13 protein-coding genes and 1 tRNA gene are annotated in these 16,775 nt (G+C 52.7%); all 14 read left to right on the top strand.

Going from position 1 to position 16,775, the window contains the following annotated elements; genetic code table 11:
* Positions 1-4 precede the first annotated feature (4 nt).
* Positions 5-913, top strand: coding sequence for an RnfABCDGE type electron transport complex subunit B (locus tag PUE40_RS03150; RefSeq protein WP_154554556.1), 909 nt, complete (start codon positions 5-7; stop codon positions 911-913).
* 197 nt (positions 914-1,110) lie between these two features.
* A complete protein-coding gene (trxA, locus tag PUE40_RS03145) occupies positions 1,111-1,419 on the top strand; it encodes a thioredoxin (protein ID WP_154554555.1) in 309 nt (102 codons plus the stop codon).
* 1,063 nt (positions 1,420-2,482) lie between these two features.
* Complete coding sequence (locus tag PUE40_RS03140; RefSeq protein WP_277671879.1) at positions 2,483-3,421, top strand: Ppx/GppA phosphatase family protein; 939 nt, start codon at positions 2,483-2,485, stop codon at positions 3,419-3,421.
* Positions 3,422-3,435: 14 nt separating this feature from the next.
* On the top strand, positions 3,436-5,574 hold the full coding sequence (gene ppk1, locus PUE40_RS03135; protein WP_277671878.1) for a polyphosphate kinase 1: 2,139 nt from the start codon (positions 3,436-3,438) through the stop codon (positions 5,572-5,574).
* Positions 5,575-5,908: 334 nt separating this feature from the next.
* Complete coding sequence (locus tag PUE40_RS03130) at positions 5,909-6,757, top strand: energy-coupling factor transporter ATPase (protein WP_277671877.1); 849 nt, start codon at positions 5,909-5,911, stop codon at positions 6,755-6,757.
* Complete coding sequence (locus PUE40_RS03125) at positions 6,742-7,602, top strand: energy-coupling factor transporter ATPase (protein WP_277671876.1); 861 nt, start codon at positions 6,742-6,744, stop codon at positions 7,600-7,602. The genes PUE40_RS03130 and PUE40_RS03125 overlap by 16 nt, the downstream gene beginning before the upstream one ends.
* The gene (locus PUE40_RS03120) at positions 7,599-8,405 is read left to right on the top strand and encodes an energy-coupling factor transporter transmembrane component T family protein (RefSeq protein ID WP_277671875.1); all 807 of its coding nucleotides are present in this window, start codon (positions 7,599-7,601) and stop codon (positions 8,403-8,405) included. Before PUE40_RS03125 ends, PUE40_RS03120 begins: the two co-directional genes overlap by 4 nt.
* A 54-nt stretch (positions 8,406-8,459) precedes the next feature.
* Positions 8,460-10,355, top strand: a complete 1,896-nt coding sequence (gene trmB, locus PUE40_RS03115) for a tRNA (guanosine(46)-N7)-methyltransferase TrmB (RefSeq protein ID WP_277671874.1) — start codon at positions 8,460-8,462, stop codon at positions 10,353-10,355.
* A 508-nt stretch (positions 10,356-10,863) separates the two neighbouring features.
* Positions 10,864-10,937, top strand: a tRNA-Gly gene (locus tag PUE40_RS03110).
* 80 nt (positions 10,938-11,017) lie between these two features.
* Positions 11,018-11,899 carry an EamA family transporter gene (locus tag PUE40_RS03105; protein WP_277671873.1) on the top strand — a complete coding sequence of 294 codons (882 nt, stop codon included), beginning with the start codon at positions 11,018-11,020 and terminating at the stop codon, positions 11,897-11,899.
* Between the two features lie 92 nt (positions 11,900-11,991).
* Complete coding sequence (locus PUE40_RS03100; protein WP_277671872.1) at positions 11,992-12,870, top strand: DUF445 domain-containing protein; 879 nt, start codon at positions 11,992-11,994, stop codon at positions 12,868-12,870.
* Positions 12,871-12,908: 38 nt separating this feature from the next.
* The gene (locus PUE40_RS03095; RefSeq protein ID WP_154554546.1) at positions 12,909-13,322 is read left to right on the top strand and encodes a PaaI family thioesterase; all 414 of its coding nucleotides are present in this window, start codon (positions 12,909-12,911) and stop codon (positions 13,320-13,322) included.
* A 61-nt stretch (positions 13,323-13,383) separates the two neighbouring features.
* On the top strand, positions 13,384-14,661 hold the full coding sequence (locus tag PUE40_RS03090; protein WP_277671871.1) for an L-cysteine desulfidase family protein: 1,278 nt from the start codon (positions 13,384-13,386) through the stop codon (positions 14,659-14,661).
* Between the two features lie 46 nt (positions 14,662-14,707).
* Complete coding sequence (locus PUE40_RS03085) at positions 14,708-16,729, top strand: SulP family inorganic anion transporter (RefSeq protein ID WP_277671870.1); 2,022 nt, start codon at positions 14,708-14,710, stop codon at positions 16,727-16,729.
* Positions 16,730-16,775 lie beyond the last annotated feature (46 nt).

Genomic DNA, 16,775 nt, shown 5'->3' with positions numbered 1-16,775 from the left:
CAGAATGAGTAGTGCAATTTTAACACCAGTCGTTATTGTTGTAGTTGCCGGTTTCATCGCAGCACTTCTTCTGACCATTGCATCCAAAGCATTCTACGTAAAAGTAGATGAGCGTGTCACACAGGTAAGAGCGATTCTGCCGGGTGCAAACTGCGGTGGATGCGGATTTGCAGGTTGTGATGACTATGCAAATGCAGTAGTTACAGACGAAAATCAGAGCTGTTCTGCATGTACCGTTGGCGGAGCTGCATGTGCAGAGCAGATTGCAGAACTGCTGGGCAGAAATGCCGGTGCCGGCGAGAAGCAGGTAGCAAGAGTAACTTGTAACGGTTCCTGCGACGCAACCGGAAAGATTGCAGAATATCAGGGCCTGATGTCCTGTAAGGCTGCAAAGACCTATTTCAGCGGAAACGGACAGTGCCAGTTCGGTTGTATCGGACTGGGAGACTGTGCGGCAGTATGTGATTTCAACGCAATCGGCGTAATCGACGGAGTTGCCATTGTGAACAGAGACAACTGCGTTGCCTGCGGCAAGTGCGTAAAGGAATGCCCGCAGCACATCATCCATCTGGTACCGGAAAAACAGCAGGTAAACGTACTCTGCTCCTCCAAGGACAAGGGTGCTCTCACCAGAAAGAACTGCTCCAACGGATGTATCGGATGCGGTAAGTGTGCAAAGGTCTGCAAGTTTGATGCCATCACCGTTGAGGACAATCTGGCAAGCATCGATCCGGAGAAGTGCAAGAACTGCGGTATGTGCATGAGAGTGTGCCCGACCGGCGCAATCAACAGCTTCAGCCTGAAGCATGCAAAAGTAGCAATCAAAATGAACGAAAAGGAAGCAGCGGAGAAGGCAGCAAAGGTTGCTGCTGCAAAAGCTGCAAAGGAAGCAGCGGAAGCTCCGCAGGCATAAGGTCTGAAGTCACGCCCTCCGATTTTTCGGGATTAAGAAACAGAACCCATTAGATGTGCATGACGCGTCTAATGGGTTTTTTCATATGCATCCCCGTTTGAATTTGTTGTCTCTTTAAATATATGGGTAGACACCTTGAACTTTGTCCGGAATTAAGGTATAATTTCGATACTAGGGACCACAAGGAGGTTAGTGATATGGCTATTTTGAATCTTACAAAGGAAAATTTCGCACAGGAGGTGCTTCAGTCAGATAAAACAGTTTTGGTTGATTTCTATGCTGACTGGTGCGGACCGTGCAAGATGCAGGGACCGGTTCTGGAGGAGCTGGCCAATGATCGTGACGATGTAAAGGTGTGCAAGCTCAACATCGATGAACAGCGGGACCTGGCAATCGAGTACGGTGTAATGAGCATCCCGACCCTGATGATTGTAAAGGGCGGAGAAGTGACTTACAAAGAAGTGGGTTTGACTCAGAGAAGAGAATTGGACAAGATTCTTGGATAGAGAGAATCCGAAGATGAAGTAAGTATTTTGCCGGAGTAGAGGCCGGTAAAAAATGAAAAGAAATGAAAAGAAACGAAAAGGGCGCAGGATGAGGAATTCATCCGGCGCCCTTCTCTCTTGGGTGTCCACGAATATTCGTGAAGGCCTCTCTAATATGGTCGGTTTTCGGGAAATCGGAAGAAATTGACGACGGAACGCTCTCCCCCGAGGTTCCGTCGTCAATTTCCTCGCGGCCGTCGGGTAGATTAGAGTGGAATGCTAAGGGGAGAAGGTGGAATGAGGTCTTGAAAGCAGGAAATTCGTGTGAAATGAAGTGATTTTGATATTGGCGTGAAAACGGATTAGAGTAAAAAATATAAGAAAACATTAGATTGACGACAGACTATTGGAAATCGAGGATCTGTCGTCAATTTTTATGATGCAGAATGTATATTAGAGCAGAATACAGAAAGCAATGATTGGAGTTGGCGCCGTGCATTCGGCAAAGTCTTATATCACCGTTTAGGGGCGCCAACAATTTGAGCGGAGCCAGAGAGGCGGCCGGCCGAGTTGGCGCCATGCAGGCGGCAAAGCCTTATGTCACCGTTTCGGGGCACCAACAATATGAGGCGGAGCCAGAGAGGCGGCCGGCCGAGTTGGCGCCATGCAGTCGGCAAAGGCTTATGTCACCGTTTAGGGGCGCCAACAATATGAGGCGGAGCCCGTGAAGCGGCCGGCCGAGTTGGCGCCGTGCAGTCGGCAAAGGCTTATGACACCGTATAGGGGCGCCAACAATATGAGGCGGAGCCCGAGAGGCGGCCGGCCGAGTTGGCGCCGTGCAGTCGGCAAAGGCTTATGTCACCGCTTCGGGGCGCCAACAATATGAGGCGGAGCCAGAGAGGCGGCCGGCCGAGTTGGCGCCGTACAGGCGGCAAAGCCTTATGTCACAGCTTAGAGGCGCCAACACCGGCTCCGATTCCCGGGTCCGAGGCCGGTTTCGCACTCGTTTTACCTGTTCTTTACGTTTATTTGATAGTGAATATTACATTGCGGGCGTATCATTTTTATATAAAAGGAGAGAAGTATGTACGGAGTTATAGATATTGGATCAAATACGATTCGGCTGGTGGTGTTCGATTACGACGGAACATCCATTCGCCGGGTGCTGAACAAGAAGATTACCGCCGGGCTGGCCGGATACATCAATAAGGACCATGAAATGCGCAAGAGAGGCGTTCAGGTGGCGGTAGAATCGCTGATGGAATTGAAGACGGTTACCGACCAGTTCAGTTTGGATGAAATCGGCGTGTTTGCCACGGCACCACTTCGGAACATCATCAACACGGAAGAGGTTCTGGTCGAGATTGAGAAGGAAACCGGTTTCTCGGTGAAAGTGCTGAGCGGACAGCAGGAAGCGAGCTACGGTTTTGCCGGGCTGCGTCAACAGATTTCCATGGACGAAGGCGTCATGATTGATGTGGGCGGCGGAAGCAGCGAAGTGGTGGCCTTCCGAAATGACGAAGCGCAGCTCACCACCTCTATCCCGTGGGGATCTCTAAACCTGTATCGGAAATACGTAAAGGAAATCATTCCGGAGCCGAAAGAACTTAAGGAAATCGACCGTCTCATGCGGAAGCATTTCGAGAAAATCCAACTTCCGAAGCGCAGCTACCACCTGCCTCTCTGCGTGGAAGGCGGTGCCGGCCGAGCTTTTGTGAAGGTGCTTCAGCGGAAATATCCGGAAGCTGTGCATGACGGAAAGTATGGCCGAAAGTATTTACAGAAGATGCTGGATTTCTACAAAGAGAATCCGTCCCAGTTCTCGGACCTGATTCTTCGGTCCGCACCGGAGCGGATACACACTTTGCTTCCGGGAATGGCGGCGCTGAATGCGGCAGCCGATGTTTTCGGGGTAAAAGAAATCGTTACTGTGGAATACGGCGTCCGAGAGGGTTTCCTGATGGAAGAAATCCTGAAGAAAAAGGAAAACAAACCAAAATTAGAAGAGGAAACTGCAAAATAGGGGGATAGAGTAAAATGTTAAGTTGTACGCAGGAAGACCATGAAAGCGGAAGATACATGCAGAACCGGGAACTGTCCTGGCTTCAGTTCAACGAGCGATGCATGCGCCAGGCAAAGGATTCGAGCAATCCGTTGCTGGAACGGCTCCGCTTCCTATCGATTTTTACGTCTAATCTGGACGAATTCTTTATGGTCCGGGTGGGCAGCCTAATCGATATGCTGCCGCTGGGAAAGAAATACACCGATGATAAAACCGGAGAGACCGCGGAGGAGCAGCTGACAAAGATCTACGACCGGGTACGGATTCTGTACGCACAGCGAGATGCCATCTACCAGGAACTGGAGAAGGAATTCCGAATCAAAGGCGTTTTCCGTCTGAAGTATGAAGAAATGACCGCCTCCGAACAGGAATACGTGGAGAACTACTTCAGCAATTCCATCTTGCCGATGCTTTCCCCGATGCTGGTGGATCCCCAGCATCCTTTCCCGCACCTCAGCAACAAGGGCGTTGAAATCTGCGTGCGATTGCGGAAAAAGAAGGGCGAAGAATACTTTGCCTTCTTGCCGGTGCCGGTGGACCTGCCGCAGATCCTGTACCTGCCGGGTCCGGGGGTTCGGTACATCGGCATGGAAGACCTGCTTTTAGAACTGGCGGACGTGGTCTTTGACACCTACACGGTGGAAGAAAAGATTCAAATCTGCATCACCCGAAATGCGGATATCCACGCAGAAGATGAGGACTGCGAGAAAAACGAAGATTTCAGAAAAGTCATGCAGAAGCTGCTGAAGGATCGGCGCCGCTTGGCCCCTCTTCGCCTGGAAATGACCGACCATCCGAGCTCGAAAATGCTGAAGTTCCTGCAGAGCCGCCTGCTCCTCAGCGACAGTCAGATTTTCTATACCGGCGGTCCGTTGCAGATGAAGTACGCCTACGGGCTGGAAAACAAGCTGAACCCGGAGCAGAAGAAGGAGATGCTTTTTGAGCCGTACACTCCGAAAACTCCGGGGGAACTTGCCGGAAAAGAATCCATGTTCGATCGGATTCGTAAGCAGGATCGTCTGCTGTCCTATCCGTACGAAAGCATGAAGCCGTTCCTGCGCCTGCTGGAGGAATCGGCATCGGATCCGGATGTCCGTTCCATCCAGATTACCATTTACCGATTGGCGGGTAAAAGCAAGTTGGTCAAATACCTGTGCCGGGCGGCCGAAAACGGCAAGAAGGTCACGGTATTGATCGAACTCCGCGCTCGTTTCGATGAGCAGAACAACATTGACTGGTCCAAGGAATTTGAAAAATCCGGATGCACCATCATGTACGGCATGGCCAATTTCAAGGTACACTCCAAGCTGTGCCTGATTACCCGAAATGAGCGGGGGACCCTTCGTCGGTACACCCAGATCGGAACCGGCAATTATAACGAAACCACCTCCAAGCTGTACACGGACTTTTCCCTGATGACCGCCGACCCGGGAATCGGAGAGGATGCGGCGTTGTTTTTCCGGAACATGGGAATCGGAAACCTGGAGGGAAGGTACGATCACCTGCTGGTGGCACCGTTAGAGCTGCAGGAGAAAGTCATTGCGGGAATCGAGCGGGAGATGCAGAAAGGCCCGGAGGGATACCTGTTCTTCAAGCTGAATTCCCTGACGGATCGCCGCATCATCGAAAAACTGCGGGACGCTTCCTGCGCCGGCGTGAAGATTCACATGATGGTGCGCGGTATCTGCTGCCTGGTTCCGGGCATTCCGGGGGAGACGGAGAACATCGAGGTTCGAAGCATCGTGGGCCGGTATCTGGAGCATTCACGGATTTATGTTTTTGGAAAGGGTTCGACGGAAAAGATGTACATCGCCTCGGCGGACTTTATGACACGAAATACTCGCCGAAGAGTGGAAGTGGGATGTCCGATTCTGGATCCGAACGTTCGGGCAAAAATATGGGAAGTCATCCATCTTCAGTGGTCCGACAATACGAAGGCCATGAAGCTGCTGCCGGAGTGTAAGTACGAGCCGGTGATTGGTGAGGACGGTGTGAACAGCCAGGAGGAGCAGATGAAGCTGGCAGAGGAATCCCGACGCAAGACAGAAGGCGGCGAGGAAAAGAAAGAGCCGCAGAAAAACCTGTGGCAGCGCATCATCCACTGGGGAAAATAATATGGGAACTGCGGGGGTCCCAATTGCACTTTCATTAAAACAATCAAAAATACCGTAAAAGTTTGTAATTAAATACAAAAGGATTATTGACATCCCATCATGGGATGAATATAATATTACCATCGAGTCGTAAAAGGGGATAATATAGAATCGATAGTCGGGAAAGGGGATTCCCACAAGCAGAGAGGTCGTTTGATCTGAAGTCAAAGAGTCGGAGCATGCTCCGGCTCTTTGTTGTATGATGAAAGTTGGGAATCCCTTGTCGAAAAGGTGCTTTTCTTGAACACTACGGAATATCTGTGATATAATGAGCCGGTTAATGCGAGGAGGAAATATGGAACCGATTATCCGGGTGGAGAACCTGACATTTGAATACCGAAAAGTATCCCCGGAAGGACCGGCGACGTCTTTTCGTGCTGTCGACGGGGTGACTTTTGAGGTGCCGTCCGGTGAATTCGTGGCGGTTCTGGGGATGAACGGCTCCGGAAAGTCCACCTTGGCAAAGCATTTGAACGGCCTTCTCCTTCCCACTGAGGGAGATGTATGGATTGAAGGGATGAATACCCGGGAAGACGATCATATCTGGAATATCCGAAGCACGGTTGGAATGGTTTTTCAGAATCCGGACAATCAGATTGTGTCCTCCGTGGTGGAGGACGACGTGGCTTTCGGCCCGGAGAATTTGGGGGTGGACCCTGCGGAGATTCGTCGGCGGGTGGACGAAGCCCTTCAAGCGGTAGGTATGTATGAGCAGCGGCTGAAAGCGCCCCACATGCTGTCCGGAGGACAGAAGCAGCGAATCGCCATTGCGGGAGCCATCGCCATGCGGCCGAAGTGCATTGTGTTCGATGAACCTACTGCCATGCTGGATCCCAAAGGGCGCCATCAGGTGATGGACATCATTCATCGCTTGCACGAAGCGGGAATCACGGTAATCCTCATCACTCATTTTATGGAAGAGGCGATGCAGGCGGACCGGCTGATTGTCATGAAGGACGGCCGGATTACTGACGATATGCCGCCGAGAGATTTTTTTGCAGATCACGAGAGAATTCAGCGCGCCGGATTGGAAATGCCGGCCATCATTGCGCTGAGAGAAGAATTGATCCGGCTGGGATTGCCGGTGGATGCTTCGGTGCAGACCGAAGAGGAATTGATAGAGGCCATATGTCAATTACAGTAGAGAATCTTACATATACATATTCGAAGGGACTGCCCAACGAGACGCGGGCGCTGGAGGATGTCTCCTTTCAGTTGGAACCGGGGGAGTTTGCGGCGGTGATCGGCCACACCGGTTCCGGAAAATCCACGTTGATGCAGCAGCTGAACGGGTTGCTCCGTCCCGACTCCGGTAAAATCACGGTGGGGGAGGTGTGCATCACCGACCCGTCCACCAAGATGACGGAAGTGCGCCGGAAGGTGGGATTGGTATTTCAGTATCCGGAATACCAGCTGTTCGAGGAAACGGTGGCCAAGGACGTGGCTTTTGGCCCGAAGCAGGTCGGTATGACCGGCGAGAAACTGGACCGGGTGGTGGAGGAATCCATCCGTCTGACGGGACTGGATTACGAAGAAGTGAAAGAACGGTCGCCTTTCGAATTGTCCGGGGGACAGAAGCGGCGAGTGGCCATTGCGGGAGTGCTGGCCATGAAGCCGGAAATCCTGATTCTGGACGAACCCACCGCCGGGTTGGATCCTTCCGCCCATCGGGATGTTCTGGAGTTGATTCGGAGGATACATCGGAAGGAGCGCATGACCATTCTGCTGGTTTCTCATAACATGGGAGATGTTGCGGAGCTGGCGGACCGGGTGCTGGTGATGAATCGGGGGAAGCTGGTGATGAACGGAACGCCGGCGGAGGTGTTTTCTCGAGGAGAACCGCTTTGGGAAATGGGCCTGGGGCTGCCCCCGGCCACGGAATTTATGGAGCGGCTAAAGGATCGGATGCCGGGAATCGATACGGCACAGTTGAGTATTGAAGATGCGGCGAAGGAAATCTGCCGGTATCTGAAAGGCAGGAAGAAATGATTCGGGATATCACGTTAGGACAATATTATCCGGAACAGTCGGTGATTCACCGGCTGGATGCCCGAACGAAGATTCTGGGAACCCTGCTGTATATCATTGAGCTTTTTTTGGTGAATTCCTTTGCGGGGTTTGGCCTGGTGATTCTGGCACTGGGGGTGCTCATCGGAATCTCAAAAGTGCCGGTGCGATTTATTTTCAGGGGATTGAAGGCGGTGGTCTTCATCATTCTGCTGACCTTTTTGCTGAACCTGTTCATGTTCGACGGAACGGTACTGTGGCATTGGAAATTTCTCACCATCACCTATGAAGGGCTGTATCGGTCCTGCTTTATGGCGCTGCGGCTGATCCTTCTGATTATCGGGACCTCCATGCTGACCCTGACCACCAAACCCATGGAACTCACCGACGGTCTGGAGAAATTACTGAAACCGTTTAACCGGTTCGGGTTGCCCAGCCACGAGGTTGCACTGATGATGAGCATCGCCCTGCGTTTTATTCCGACTCTCTTGGAGGAGACGGATAAAATCATGAAGGCCCAGCAGGCCCGGGGGGCGGACTTCGAATCCGGGAATCTGATTCAGCGGGTGAAGAACATGATACCGATTCTGATTCCCCTGTTCGTGGGATCCTTTCGGATTGCACAGGATTTGGCGCTGGCCATGGAGGCACGGTGCTACCATGGGGGTGTCGGACGCACCCGCATGAAGGAAATTGTTTTTAGCCGAAGAGATGGGGTGGCCGGAGTTTTGCTGGCGGTCTTTCTGGGAATCGTAATCGCATCCCGGTGGATGCCGCTGCCTTAGAGGAATGTTATTGTTTTTATTAAAATTTAAATTATAGAATAGAGAGAGAACGGCGTGAGACAGAGAAAAGTTAAAAATCTGGAAGAGAAATATGCAAAGTATGAGGAGTTTCTGGTGTACCATCCGGAGGCTTGCAAGGGAAATTGGCAGGAACGGGTGCGGAAAGCGGGATGCACCGGGTTGTATCTGGAAGTGGGCTGCGGAAAGGGCAAGTTCATTTCGGAGATGGCGGAGCGGCATCCGGAGAATTTCTACATCGCGGTGGAAGGCAACCGCAGCGTGCTTCTTCGGGCCATGGAGAAGATTCGGGAGAAGGGGTTGACCAACGTGGTGTTCGTGCCGGATTTCATCGTGGATCTCACGGACTGGTTCCGGGACGAGGAAGTGGACGGCATCTATCTGAATTTCAGCGATCCGCTGCCGAAGAATTACAGTGCGAAGAAGCGACTGACCCATCGGTCCAAGCTGGTGCAGTACGAGCGAATTCTGAAGGACGACGGCATCGTGACGTTCAAAACCGACAACACCGGGCTATTCGAGTTCACCATTCAGGAGATTCTGGCCAACGACATGAAGATCCATGAGCTGACCCGGGACCTGCATCACTGCGAATACAACGAAGACAACATCATGACAGAGTATGAAGCCAAATTCAGCACTCTGGGTGAAAATATTAAAAGGGTAAAATTCGGAAGAAGAGAAGGGAGAAAGAAAATGGCAGACACGAGTTTTGCAGCGTATAACGGAAGAACGGTTCCGAAGGAGGACAAGATCTTTGGAATCAGCGGAAGAGCGAAGGCGGCCATCGCCGCAAAGGGAAAGGAGAACGTAATCAACGCCACCATCGGCGCCCTGCTGGACGATGAAGGTAAGCTGATTGTGCTCTCTTCGGTGGATGAAGCGGTAAAATCCCTCACCCCGGCGGAGTATGCGGAGTATGCACCGATTGCCGGAACGCCGGCATTTAAGGAGGCTATCGTAAAAGCAGCTCTGGGTGATTATCAGCCGAAGGGTTATGTGGGCGTTGTGGCATCGCCGGGCGGTACCGGCTCCCTGAGAAATGCCATTGCCAACTATTCCTGCCCGGGCGATAAGTTCCTGACCCACGATTGGCACTGGACTACCTACAAGAACATCGCCATGGAAATGGGCCGGGATGAAGAGACCTTCGATATGTTCGACGCAGAAGGAAACTTCAATCTGGAAGACTTCGAATACAAGGTAAATAAACTTCTGCGGATTCAGGACCGCCTGGTAATCATCATCAACACACCGGCCAACAATCCGACGGGATATTCCCTGTCCGACGAAGACTGGGACGGCGTGGTTCGCGTGCTGAACAGCACCGACCCGGCCAAGAAGGTGGCGCTGGTTGCGGACGTGGCCTATATCGATTTCGCAGGAGATGAAAAGGAAGTCCGTTCCTTCCTGCCGAAGCTGGAGGAACTGAACAGCAATATCCTGCCGATGCTGGCCTACAGCGCATCCAAGACCTTCACTTTCTACGGATGCCGCTGTGCAGCAACCATCTGCCTGGCAAAAACCGAGGAAGTTCGGGACGAATTCGTTCGGGTCCTGTCCTTCTCCGCACGGGCAAGCTGGTCCAACTGCCCGAGAGGACCGCAGGAAGTTATCGCAAAAATTTACAATAATCCGGAACTCCTGGCCAGAGTGGACGAGGAGAGAGCCGGGTTCCGGAACATGCTTCTCAGCAGAGGCCACGCTTTCGAGGAAGAAGCGGCAAAGGTGGGACTGAAGATGGTTCCGTTCCGCGGCGGATTCTTCTGCTCCGTTCCTTGTGAGGACCCGGATGCGGTAAGCAAGAAGCTGGAAGAAGCGGATGTCTTCGTAGTACCGTTCACCAAGGGCGTTCGGGTATCCATCGCCTCCATTTCCAAAGCGAAGTGCCGCAAGCTACCAAAGCTGATTCTGGAAGCACTGGAAGCGTAAGGAATTAAAGGCACGCTTATCGGTTGAATGGAATGGTGGGACACTCCGTCAGGTTATTCCATCCGGTTGCTCCGTTAGGTGGTTCTGGCAATTAGAGCTATTTTCACAAAATAAATTAAATATGCCTAGATTCTTCGGGCGACTTCACGCTTATTTGACAATTTTCCCTGATTAGCGTGAATGACTTTTCGGCTAGTTCCGGTTTCGTTGTACGATTACTCGTATGCAAAAAAACTGATGAAAAAAGTTCACGCTTTTTGAAAGGAAAGGCTCTTTCAGCGTGAACGGATGGCGGTAAGTGACGCTGCAAAATTAGAATTCCACAAAAGCGGCGAATTACATTCACGCCAAATCGTCGTTTGCTGGCAAAAAGCGTGAATCGCCTTCGAAATTCTAGGCATATGAGATTTTGTATGAAAGCTGGACGAATTAATTAGACCGGTGCAGCCGTCAAACCAAAAGGTTTGACGGCTGTTCGTAATTGGAGTATAATAAGCGAGTAAGTTTTGCGGGTGTAGTTTAATGGCAAAACTCGAGCTTCCCAAGCTCGCGTCGAGGGTTCGATTCCCTTCACCCGCTCCATAGGAAAAGGCGGTGCGCGGCACCGCCTTTTTAAATAAGCTGACTGAAGCGACGACAGGAAAACAATTTGGAGAAACCCCATGATAAATCTGATTCTGGCGATAATCTGCAGCAGCGGAAATTCGCTGATTATGAAATTCCATGAGAAGCACAGCGAGAACCGGGTGGCACTGTTACTGATGAATTATGTGATGGCGGTGATTTTCGGAGGGGCACTTGTGGTGAAAGAAATTGCCCACCTGAATTTTCACCGGATGGGCATGACGCCACTCCTGGGAATGGTAAACGGATTCTTTTACGTGTCGGCTTTTCTTTTATTGCAGCTGAGCATTCGGAAAAACGGAGCGACGGTGTCCGCGTCACTGAGCCATATGGGCTTGCTGATTCCGGTACTGCTGTCCATCCTGCTTTTTCGGGAGTATCCGGGAAGCACTCAGTGGGGCGGCGTGATTCTGGCGGTGGCTTCCCTGACGGTGGTTTCCATCCCAACCGGCGGATTTTCTGTCGGCAAGGGAAGCCGGGCGATCGGCGCATCGTCCGCAGAGGGTACTTCCTACCGGTGGCTGCTGATTCCCATGCTGGTGTGCAGCGGGATGGCGGATACCATGTCTAAGGTGTTCGAAGCCTTCTGTCCCCATGAGATGGAGGACTTCTTCATTTCCATCACCTTTGCGATGGCGTTGGTTCTGTGCATCCTGGCGTACTTCTTTAGTCACGAGCACATGAATCGGGTGGATCTGGTGTGCGGAATGCTCCTGGGAATCTCCAACTACCTGTCCACCAAATTCCTGATTCGGGCAATCTACGACATCCCGGCATTTATTTCCTACATCGTGTTCGGGCTGGGCGTGGCGCTGTTCATCAACTGCATCAATTGGACAGTGCTGCACGAGAAACTGACTCGCCGGGATTATATCGGAATGGCATTATCCATGGGGGCAATTGTGCTGCTGAATCTGTGACGAGATACTGTTCAGATTAACAATTGAAATTCTCCACCTCATGGAGTATTATACATAGGTGTATTTTGTTAAAGAAAAGGAGACTTATAAATATGTGGCATTACATTATACCGCCGCTGATCGGTGCGGTAATCGGATACTGCACGAATTACATCGCCGTGAAAATGCTTTTCCGGCCGAGAAACGAAATCAAGGTGCTGGGGCACACACTGCCTTTCACCCCGGGTGCCATCCCGAAGAACAAGCCGCGCCTGGCAAAAGCCATCGGTGAAGTGGTGGAAACCACTTTCTTCGGAGAAGAGACCATCTCCGCCCAGTTCCTTTCCGGGGAAGCGGAGGACAACGCGGTGGCGCAGATGGTGCGGGGGATGGACCGCCCTATTTCAGATCTGGGTATCAGTGTTCTGGGTTCCGAAGAGAAATACGAGAAAGGGCTGGATCGGCTGAGTGAAATCCTCTCTCAGCAGCTTCTGCAGAGCCTGCGCAGCGGGGAAACCATTCGAATGGTTTCCGACACCGTCATCGACAAGCTGGTGGACCAGTTCCGGGGCGGCATGCTGGGAATGTTCATCACCGACAGTTTCGTGGAATCGGCGAAACAGATGGTGGAGGCCGGAATCCAAGGTGAAATAGAGGATAAAGGGGAGGAGTTCCTGAATCGGATGGTTCGCAGCCAGATGGATACCTGGAGCCGCGACACACTGTCGGAAATTGCCTTTGAAGCAGGATATTCCGATGAGCGCGTGGAGCGAATTCTGCGGAAGGCCTATCGCGGTGCGGTAAAGTCCGCGGTTCCGGCGCTGATTGACCGCATCAACGTATCGGGAATGATTGAAGAGAAGGTCAACGACATGTCCAACGAACAGCTGGAAGAGTTGGTACTTTCCGTGATGAAACGCGAGCTGAACCTGATTGTCAATCTGGGCGCACTGATCGGATTGATTCTGGGATGCTTGAATCTGCTCTTCTAATAAAAAAAGAAAAACGACAAGGATAAAGGAGACCGAAAATGACATACGAAGAAATAAGGGATTACTTAAACCATAAGAATCCTTTTCCCAACAAGTTGGGTGTGGTGATTACGGAGATTCGGGAAGGATATGCCACCGCAGAGGTGCCGGTACAGGACTATATGACCAACGGCGCATCCTCGGTGCACGGCGGAATGCTTTTCACCCTGTGCGATACCACCTGCGGTGCGGCCGCCGCTTCTTATCAGTATAAGACGACAACCGTGGATACTTCTTTTTATTACCTGCGGCCGGCGCTGCACTGCAGCAAGCTGCGGGCGGTGGCAAAGGAAGTCAAGCACGGAAAGCGGATTATGGTATTCGATTTGGAAGTGTTCGACGACGAGGACACGCTGCTGTGCAAGGGAACTTTCACCATGATGCAGCTGAAGTTCCCAATCGTGAACGAATAGAAGGTTAAAAACTGTAAGGTTAAAAACTGTAAGGTAAGGATTGGATTAATGGTGAATTACAATGAACAGAGAAGACATTAAGTATCAGGCCTATGTGCAGATTCTGAAGGAGGAGCTGGTTCCGGCTATGGGATGTACGGAACCGATTGCGCTGGCCTATGCGGCGGCTAAAGCTCGGGAGGTGCTGGGCAAAATGCCGGAGCGGGTGCGCATCGGTGCCAGCGGCAGCATTATCAAGAACGTAAAGAGCGTCATCGTGCCCCACACCAATCATCTGAAGGGAATCCCGGCAGCGGCTTCCGCCGGCATCGTGGCGGGCGACGCCTCCCGGGAACTGGAAGTGATCGCGGATGTGTCGGAAGAGCAGGCGGCGGAAATTGCGGCATACCTGGGACAGACGGAATTTACGGTGGAGCACGTGGACAACGGATGCGTGTTCGACATCATCGTGGATGTTTTTGCGGGAGAAGATTCCGCCAAGGTTCGAATTGCCAACTACCACACCAATATCGTGCGCATCGAAAAAAATGGCGAAATTCTCCACTACGTACCGGTGGAGGCAGACTCGGAAGAGGGCTTGACGGACCGGACACTGCTGGACGTGCAGTCCATTTGGGATTTTGCCACTACCGTGGACGTGGAGGATATCCGGGAGGTCATCGGCCGGCAGATTGAATACAACACGGCGATTGCCAAGGAAGGTCTGGCGGGAAACTACGGCGCCAACATCGGCAGCGTGCTTTTGGCCTGCTACGGAACAGACGTGCGCACCCGAGCGAAAGCCATGGCGGCGGCGGGTTCCGATGCCCGGATGAACGGCTGTGAACTTCCGGTTGTCATCAATGCGGGAAGCGGAAATCAGGGAATGACCTGTTCCCTTCCGGTGCTGGAATATGCCAAGGAACGAAAGGCGACGGAAGAGGAGACCTACCGCGCGCTGGCGCTGTCCAACCTGATTGCCATCCACCAGAAGACCGGAATCGGCCGACTCTCCGCATACTGCGGTGCGGTGAGTGCCGGAGCGGCAGCGGGTGCGGGAATCGCTTACCTTTGCGGTGGCGGTTACAAGGAAGTAATTCACACCGTGGTCAATGCGCTGGCCATCGTGTCCGGTATCATCTGTGACGGTGCTAAGGCTTCCTGCGCGGCCAAAATCGCATCTGCCGTGGATGCGGGAATCCTGGGATATAACATGTACCTGAATGGGCAGGAATTCTATGCGGGAGACGGAATCGTCAACCGAGGAATCGAGGCCACCATTCACAACGTAGGACGTCTGGGAAGAGACGGCATGCGGGAGACCAATGAAGAAATCATCAAAATGATGATTGACGAATAGTATGAACCCTGAAAAACGAATGGAAGAAGCCGAAAAGGAGGTGGATATGTTCCTGAAAAATTACAACTGGATGAATCTCCGGAAAGATATTCCGGCGGGAATCATTATTGCGCTGGTATCCATCCCGATATCCATGGGCTATTCCCAGATTGCCGGACTGCCGGCCATCTACGGATTGTACGGATCGGTTCTGCCGATTCTCCTTTTCGGATTGTGCTCCTCCTCGCCGCAGTTCGTCTTCGGCGTGGACGCCGCACCGGCCGCACTGGTGGGGGGAATGCTCGCCACCTTCGGAATCGCCGGTGGAACCAAGGAAGCCATGGCCTTCGTGCCGGTGGTCACCCTGATGGTCACCCTGTGGCTCCTGCTGTTCGCACTGCTGCGGGCGGGACGCTTCACCAACTTCATCTCCACTCCGGTTATGGGCGGTTTTATCAGCGGCATCGGCTGCGAAATCATTCTGATGCAAGTCCCAAAACTCTTTGGCGGGACGGCTTCCACCGGAGAGCTGTTCGAGCTGTTGCACCACATCCTCCGGGAAGCGATGCAGCACTTCAACCTGCTGTCCTTCGTTCTGGGGATGTGCGCCATCGCCCTCATCCGTTTTTGCGGAAAGCGCTGGCCCAAAGTCCCGATGCCGGTGATCCTCATGTTTGCCGGAGCGCTGATGTCCTATTTCCTTCCGCTAAAAAAATACGGCGTCACGATGCTGCCGCCGGTGGAGCCGGGGCTTCCGTCCTTCTCCGTTCCGGATTGGGGTGTCCTGATGAGCGTGGACCGGCACATGGTGCTGGCCAGCATGACCATCGCACTGGTGATTGTGGCGGAAACCCTTCTGGCCACCAATAACTTTGCCATGAAAAACAATTACAAGGTGAACAACGACCGGGAATTATGGGCCTACATGCTGGGCAACTTGGCGGCGGCTTTTACCGGCTGCTGCCCGATGAACGGCAGCGTGTCCCGAACGGGAATCGCCGCCCAATTCGGGGGAAAATCTCAGATGATGTCCTTGGCAGCATCGGGAACCATGGTGCTGATTCTCTTGTTCTGCACCGGGTTTATCGGATACCTTCCGGTGCCGATTCTCTGCGCCATCGTCATCTGTGCCCTGATGGGCATCCTGGAATTCGATCTTGCGGCAAAACTTCGGAAAACCAATCGGGCGGAGTTTATTATTTTTATGGCGGCATTCTTAGGCGTACTGCTTCTGGGCACCATTTACGGGGTTGTGATCGGCGTCATCTTGTCCTTTATCGATGTGTTCGTTCGGGCGGTGGTTCCGCCGAGAGCTTACCTGGGGTGCATTCCGGGAAAGGATGGATTCTACGCCTTGGATCGGAACCGGAATGCCCGGCGAATCCAGCACACGGTCATCTATCGGTTCAGCGGAACCCTGTTCTTCGCTAATGTGGGCACCTTCCAGGAGGATATTGAACGGGCGGTAACGCCGGATATTCGGCAGGTTATCGTGGACGGAAGAGGCATTGGCAGCATCGATATCACGGCGGCGGAACGGCTGCCGGTAATCTACCGAAACCTGGAAAAGAAAGGAGTTCGCTTCTACATGACGGAGCATCCCGGCGTGGTGAATGACCTCCTGTATAAATACGATGACGAAAAACTCCTGGAGGCGGGTATGTGCCGCCGCCACGTGGAGGATGCTTTGGCGGAATGCGGGCTGGTGCGCCCGTACCCGATTGTGGCTCATGAAGGGGATGAGCAACGGATTCAGATTCCGTACATCGACGAGAAGGTGGCGGAATACGAGTGGATCTTCGGAGAAGCCGCCAACGGAAAGCTGATTGAGGCGGCGGAAGAAATTGCGGAAGCGATTGTGGAACTGGGCACTTTTGATGAACACCAAATGCTTCGGGGTCTGAGAAAACAGGCGGCGGGAAACTGGGACGAGGTGAACGACCGGGAAATCCTGCACCATGTGGCAGAGGTGCTGCACCGACTGGCAGAGGAGTCCCGGGAAATGCATCGGGATGCCCACGGCATAGAGGAACTTCAGCACGAGGTAGAGGAAAGCCTGGAAGAACACCTGCGTCATCCAAAAGAATAAAAAAACCTGCATCCGGGAGGCAATCTTGGCTTGCCGACCGCATGCA

This window comes from Mogibacterium kristiansenii (assembly GCF_029224645.1).
Taxonomy (GTDB): Bacteria; Bacillota; Clostridia; order Peptostreptococcales; family Anaerovoracaceae; genus Mogibacterium_A; species Mogibacterium_A kristiansenii.
The sequence above is the reverse complement of the archived record's forward strand: the minus strand, read 5'-3'. Positions and strand labels throughout refer to the sequence as shown.

Excerpts from the sequence above, each read along its gene's own strand:
- PUE40_RS03150 (WP_154554556.1), top strand. The coding sequence starts at position 5 with ATGAGTAGTGCAATTTTAACACCAGTCGTTATTGTTGTAGTTGCCGGT.
- trxA (WP_154554555.1), top strand. The coding sequence starts at position 1,111 with ATGGCTATTTTGAATCTTACAAAGGAAAATTTCGCACAGGAGGTGCTT.
- PUE40_RS03140 (WP_277671879.1), top strand. The coding sequence starts at position 2,483 with ATGTACGGAGTTATAGATATTGGATCAAATACGATTCGGCTGGTGGTG.
- ppk1 (WP_277671878.1), top strand. The coding sequence starts at position 3,436 with ATGTTAAGTTGTACGCAGGAAGACCATGAAAGCGGAAGATACATGCAG.
- PUE40_RS03130 (WP_277671877.1), top strand. The coding sequence starts at position 5,909 with ATGGAACCGATTATCCGGGTGGAGAACCTGACATTTGAATACCGAAAA.
- PUE40_RS03125 (WP_277671876.1), top strand. The coding sequence starts at position 6,742 with ATGTCAATTACAGTAGAGAATCTTACATATACATATTCGAAGGGACTG.
- PUE40_RS03120 (WP_277671875.1), top strand. The coding sequence starts at position 7,599 with ATGATTCGGGATATCACGTTAGGACAATATTATCCGGAACAGTCGGTG.
- PUE40_RS03105 (WP_277671873.1), top strand. The coding sequence starts at position 11,018 with ATGATAAATCTGATTCTGGCGATAATCTGCAGCAGCGGAAATTCGCTG.
- PUE40_RS03100 (WP_277671872.1), top strand. The coding sequence starts at position 11,992 with ATGTGGCATTACATTATACCGCCGCTGATCGGTGCGGTAATCGGATAC.
- PUE40_RS03095 (WP_154554546.1), top strand. The coding sequence starts at position 12,909 with ATGACATACGAAGAAATAAGGGATTACTTAAACCATAAGAATCCTTTT.
- PUE40_RS03090 (WP_277671871.1), top strand. The coding sequence starts at position 13,384 with ATGAACAGAGAAGACATTAAGTATCAGGCCTATGTGCAGATTCTGAAG.
- PUE40_RS03085 (WP_277671870.1), top strand. The coding sequence starts at position 14,708 with ATGTTCCTGAAAAATTACAACTGGATGAATCTCCGGAAAGATATTCCG.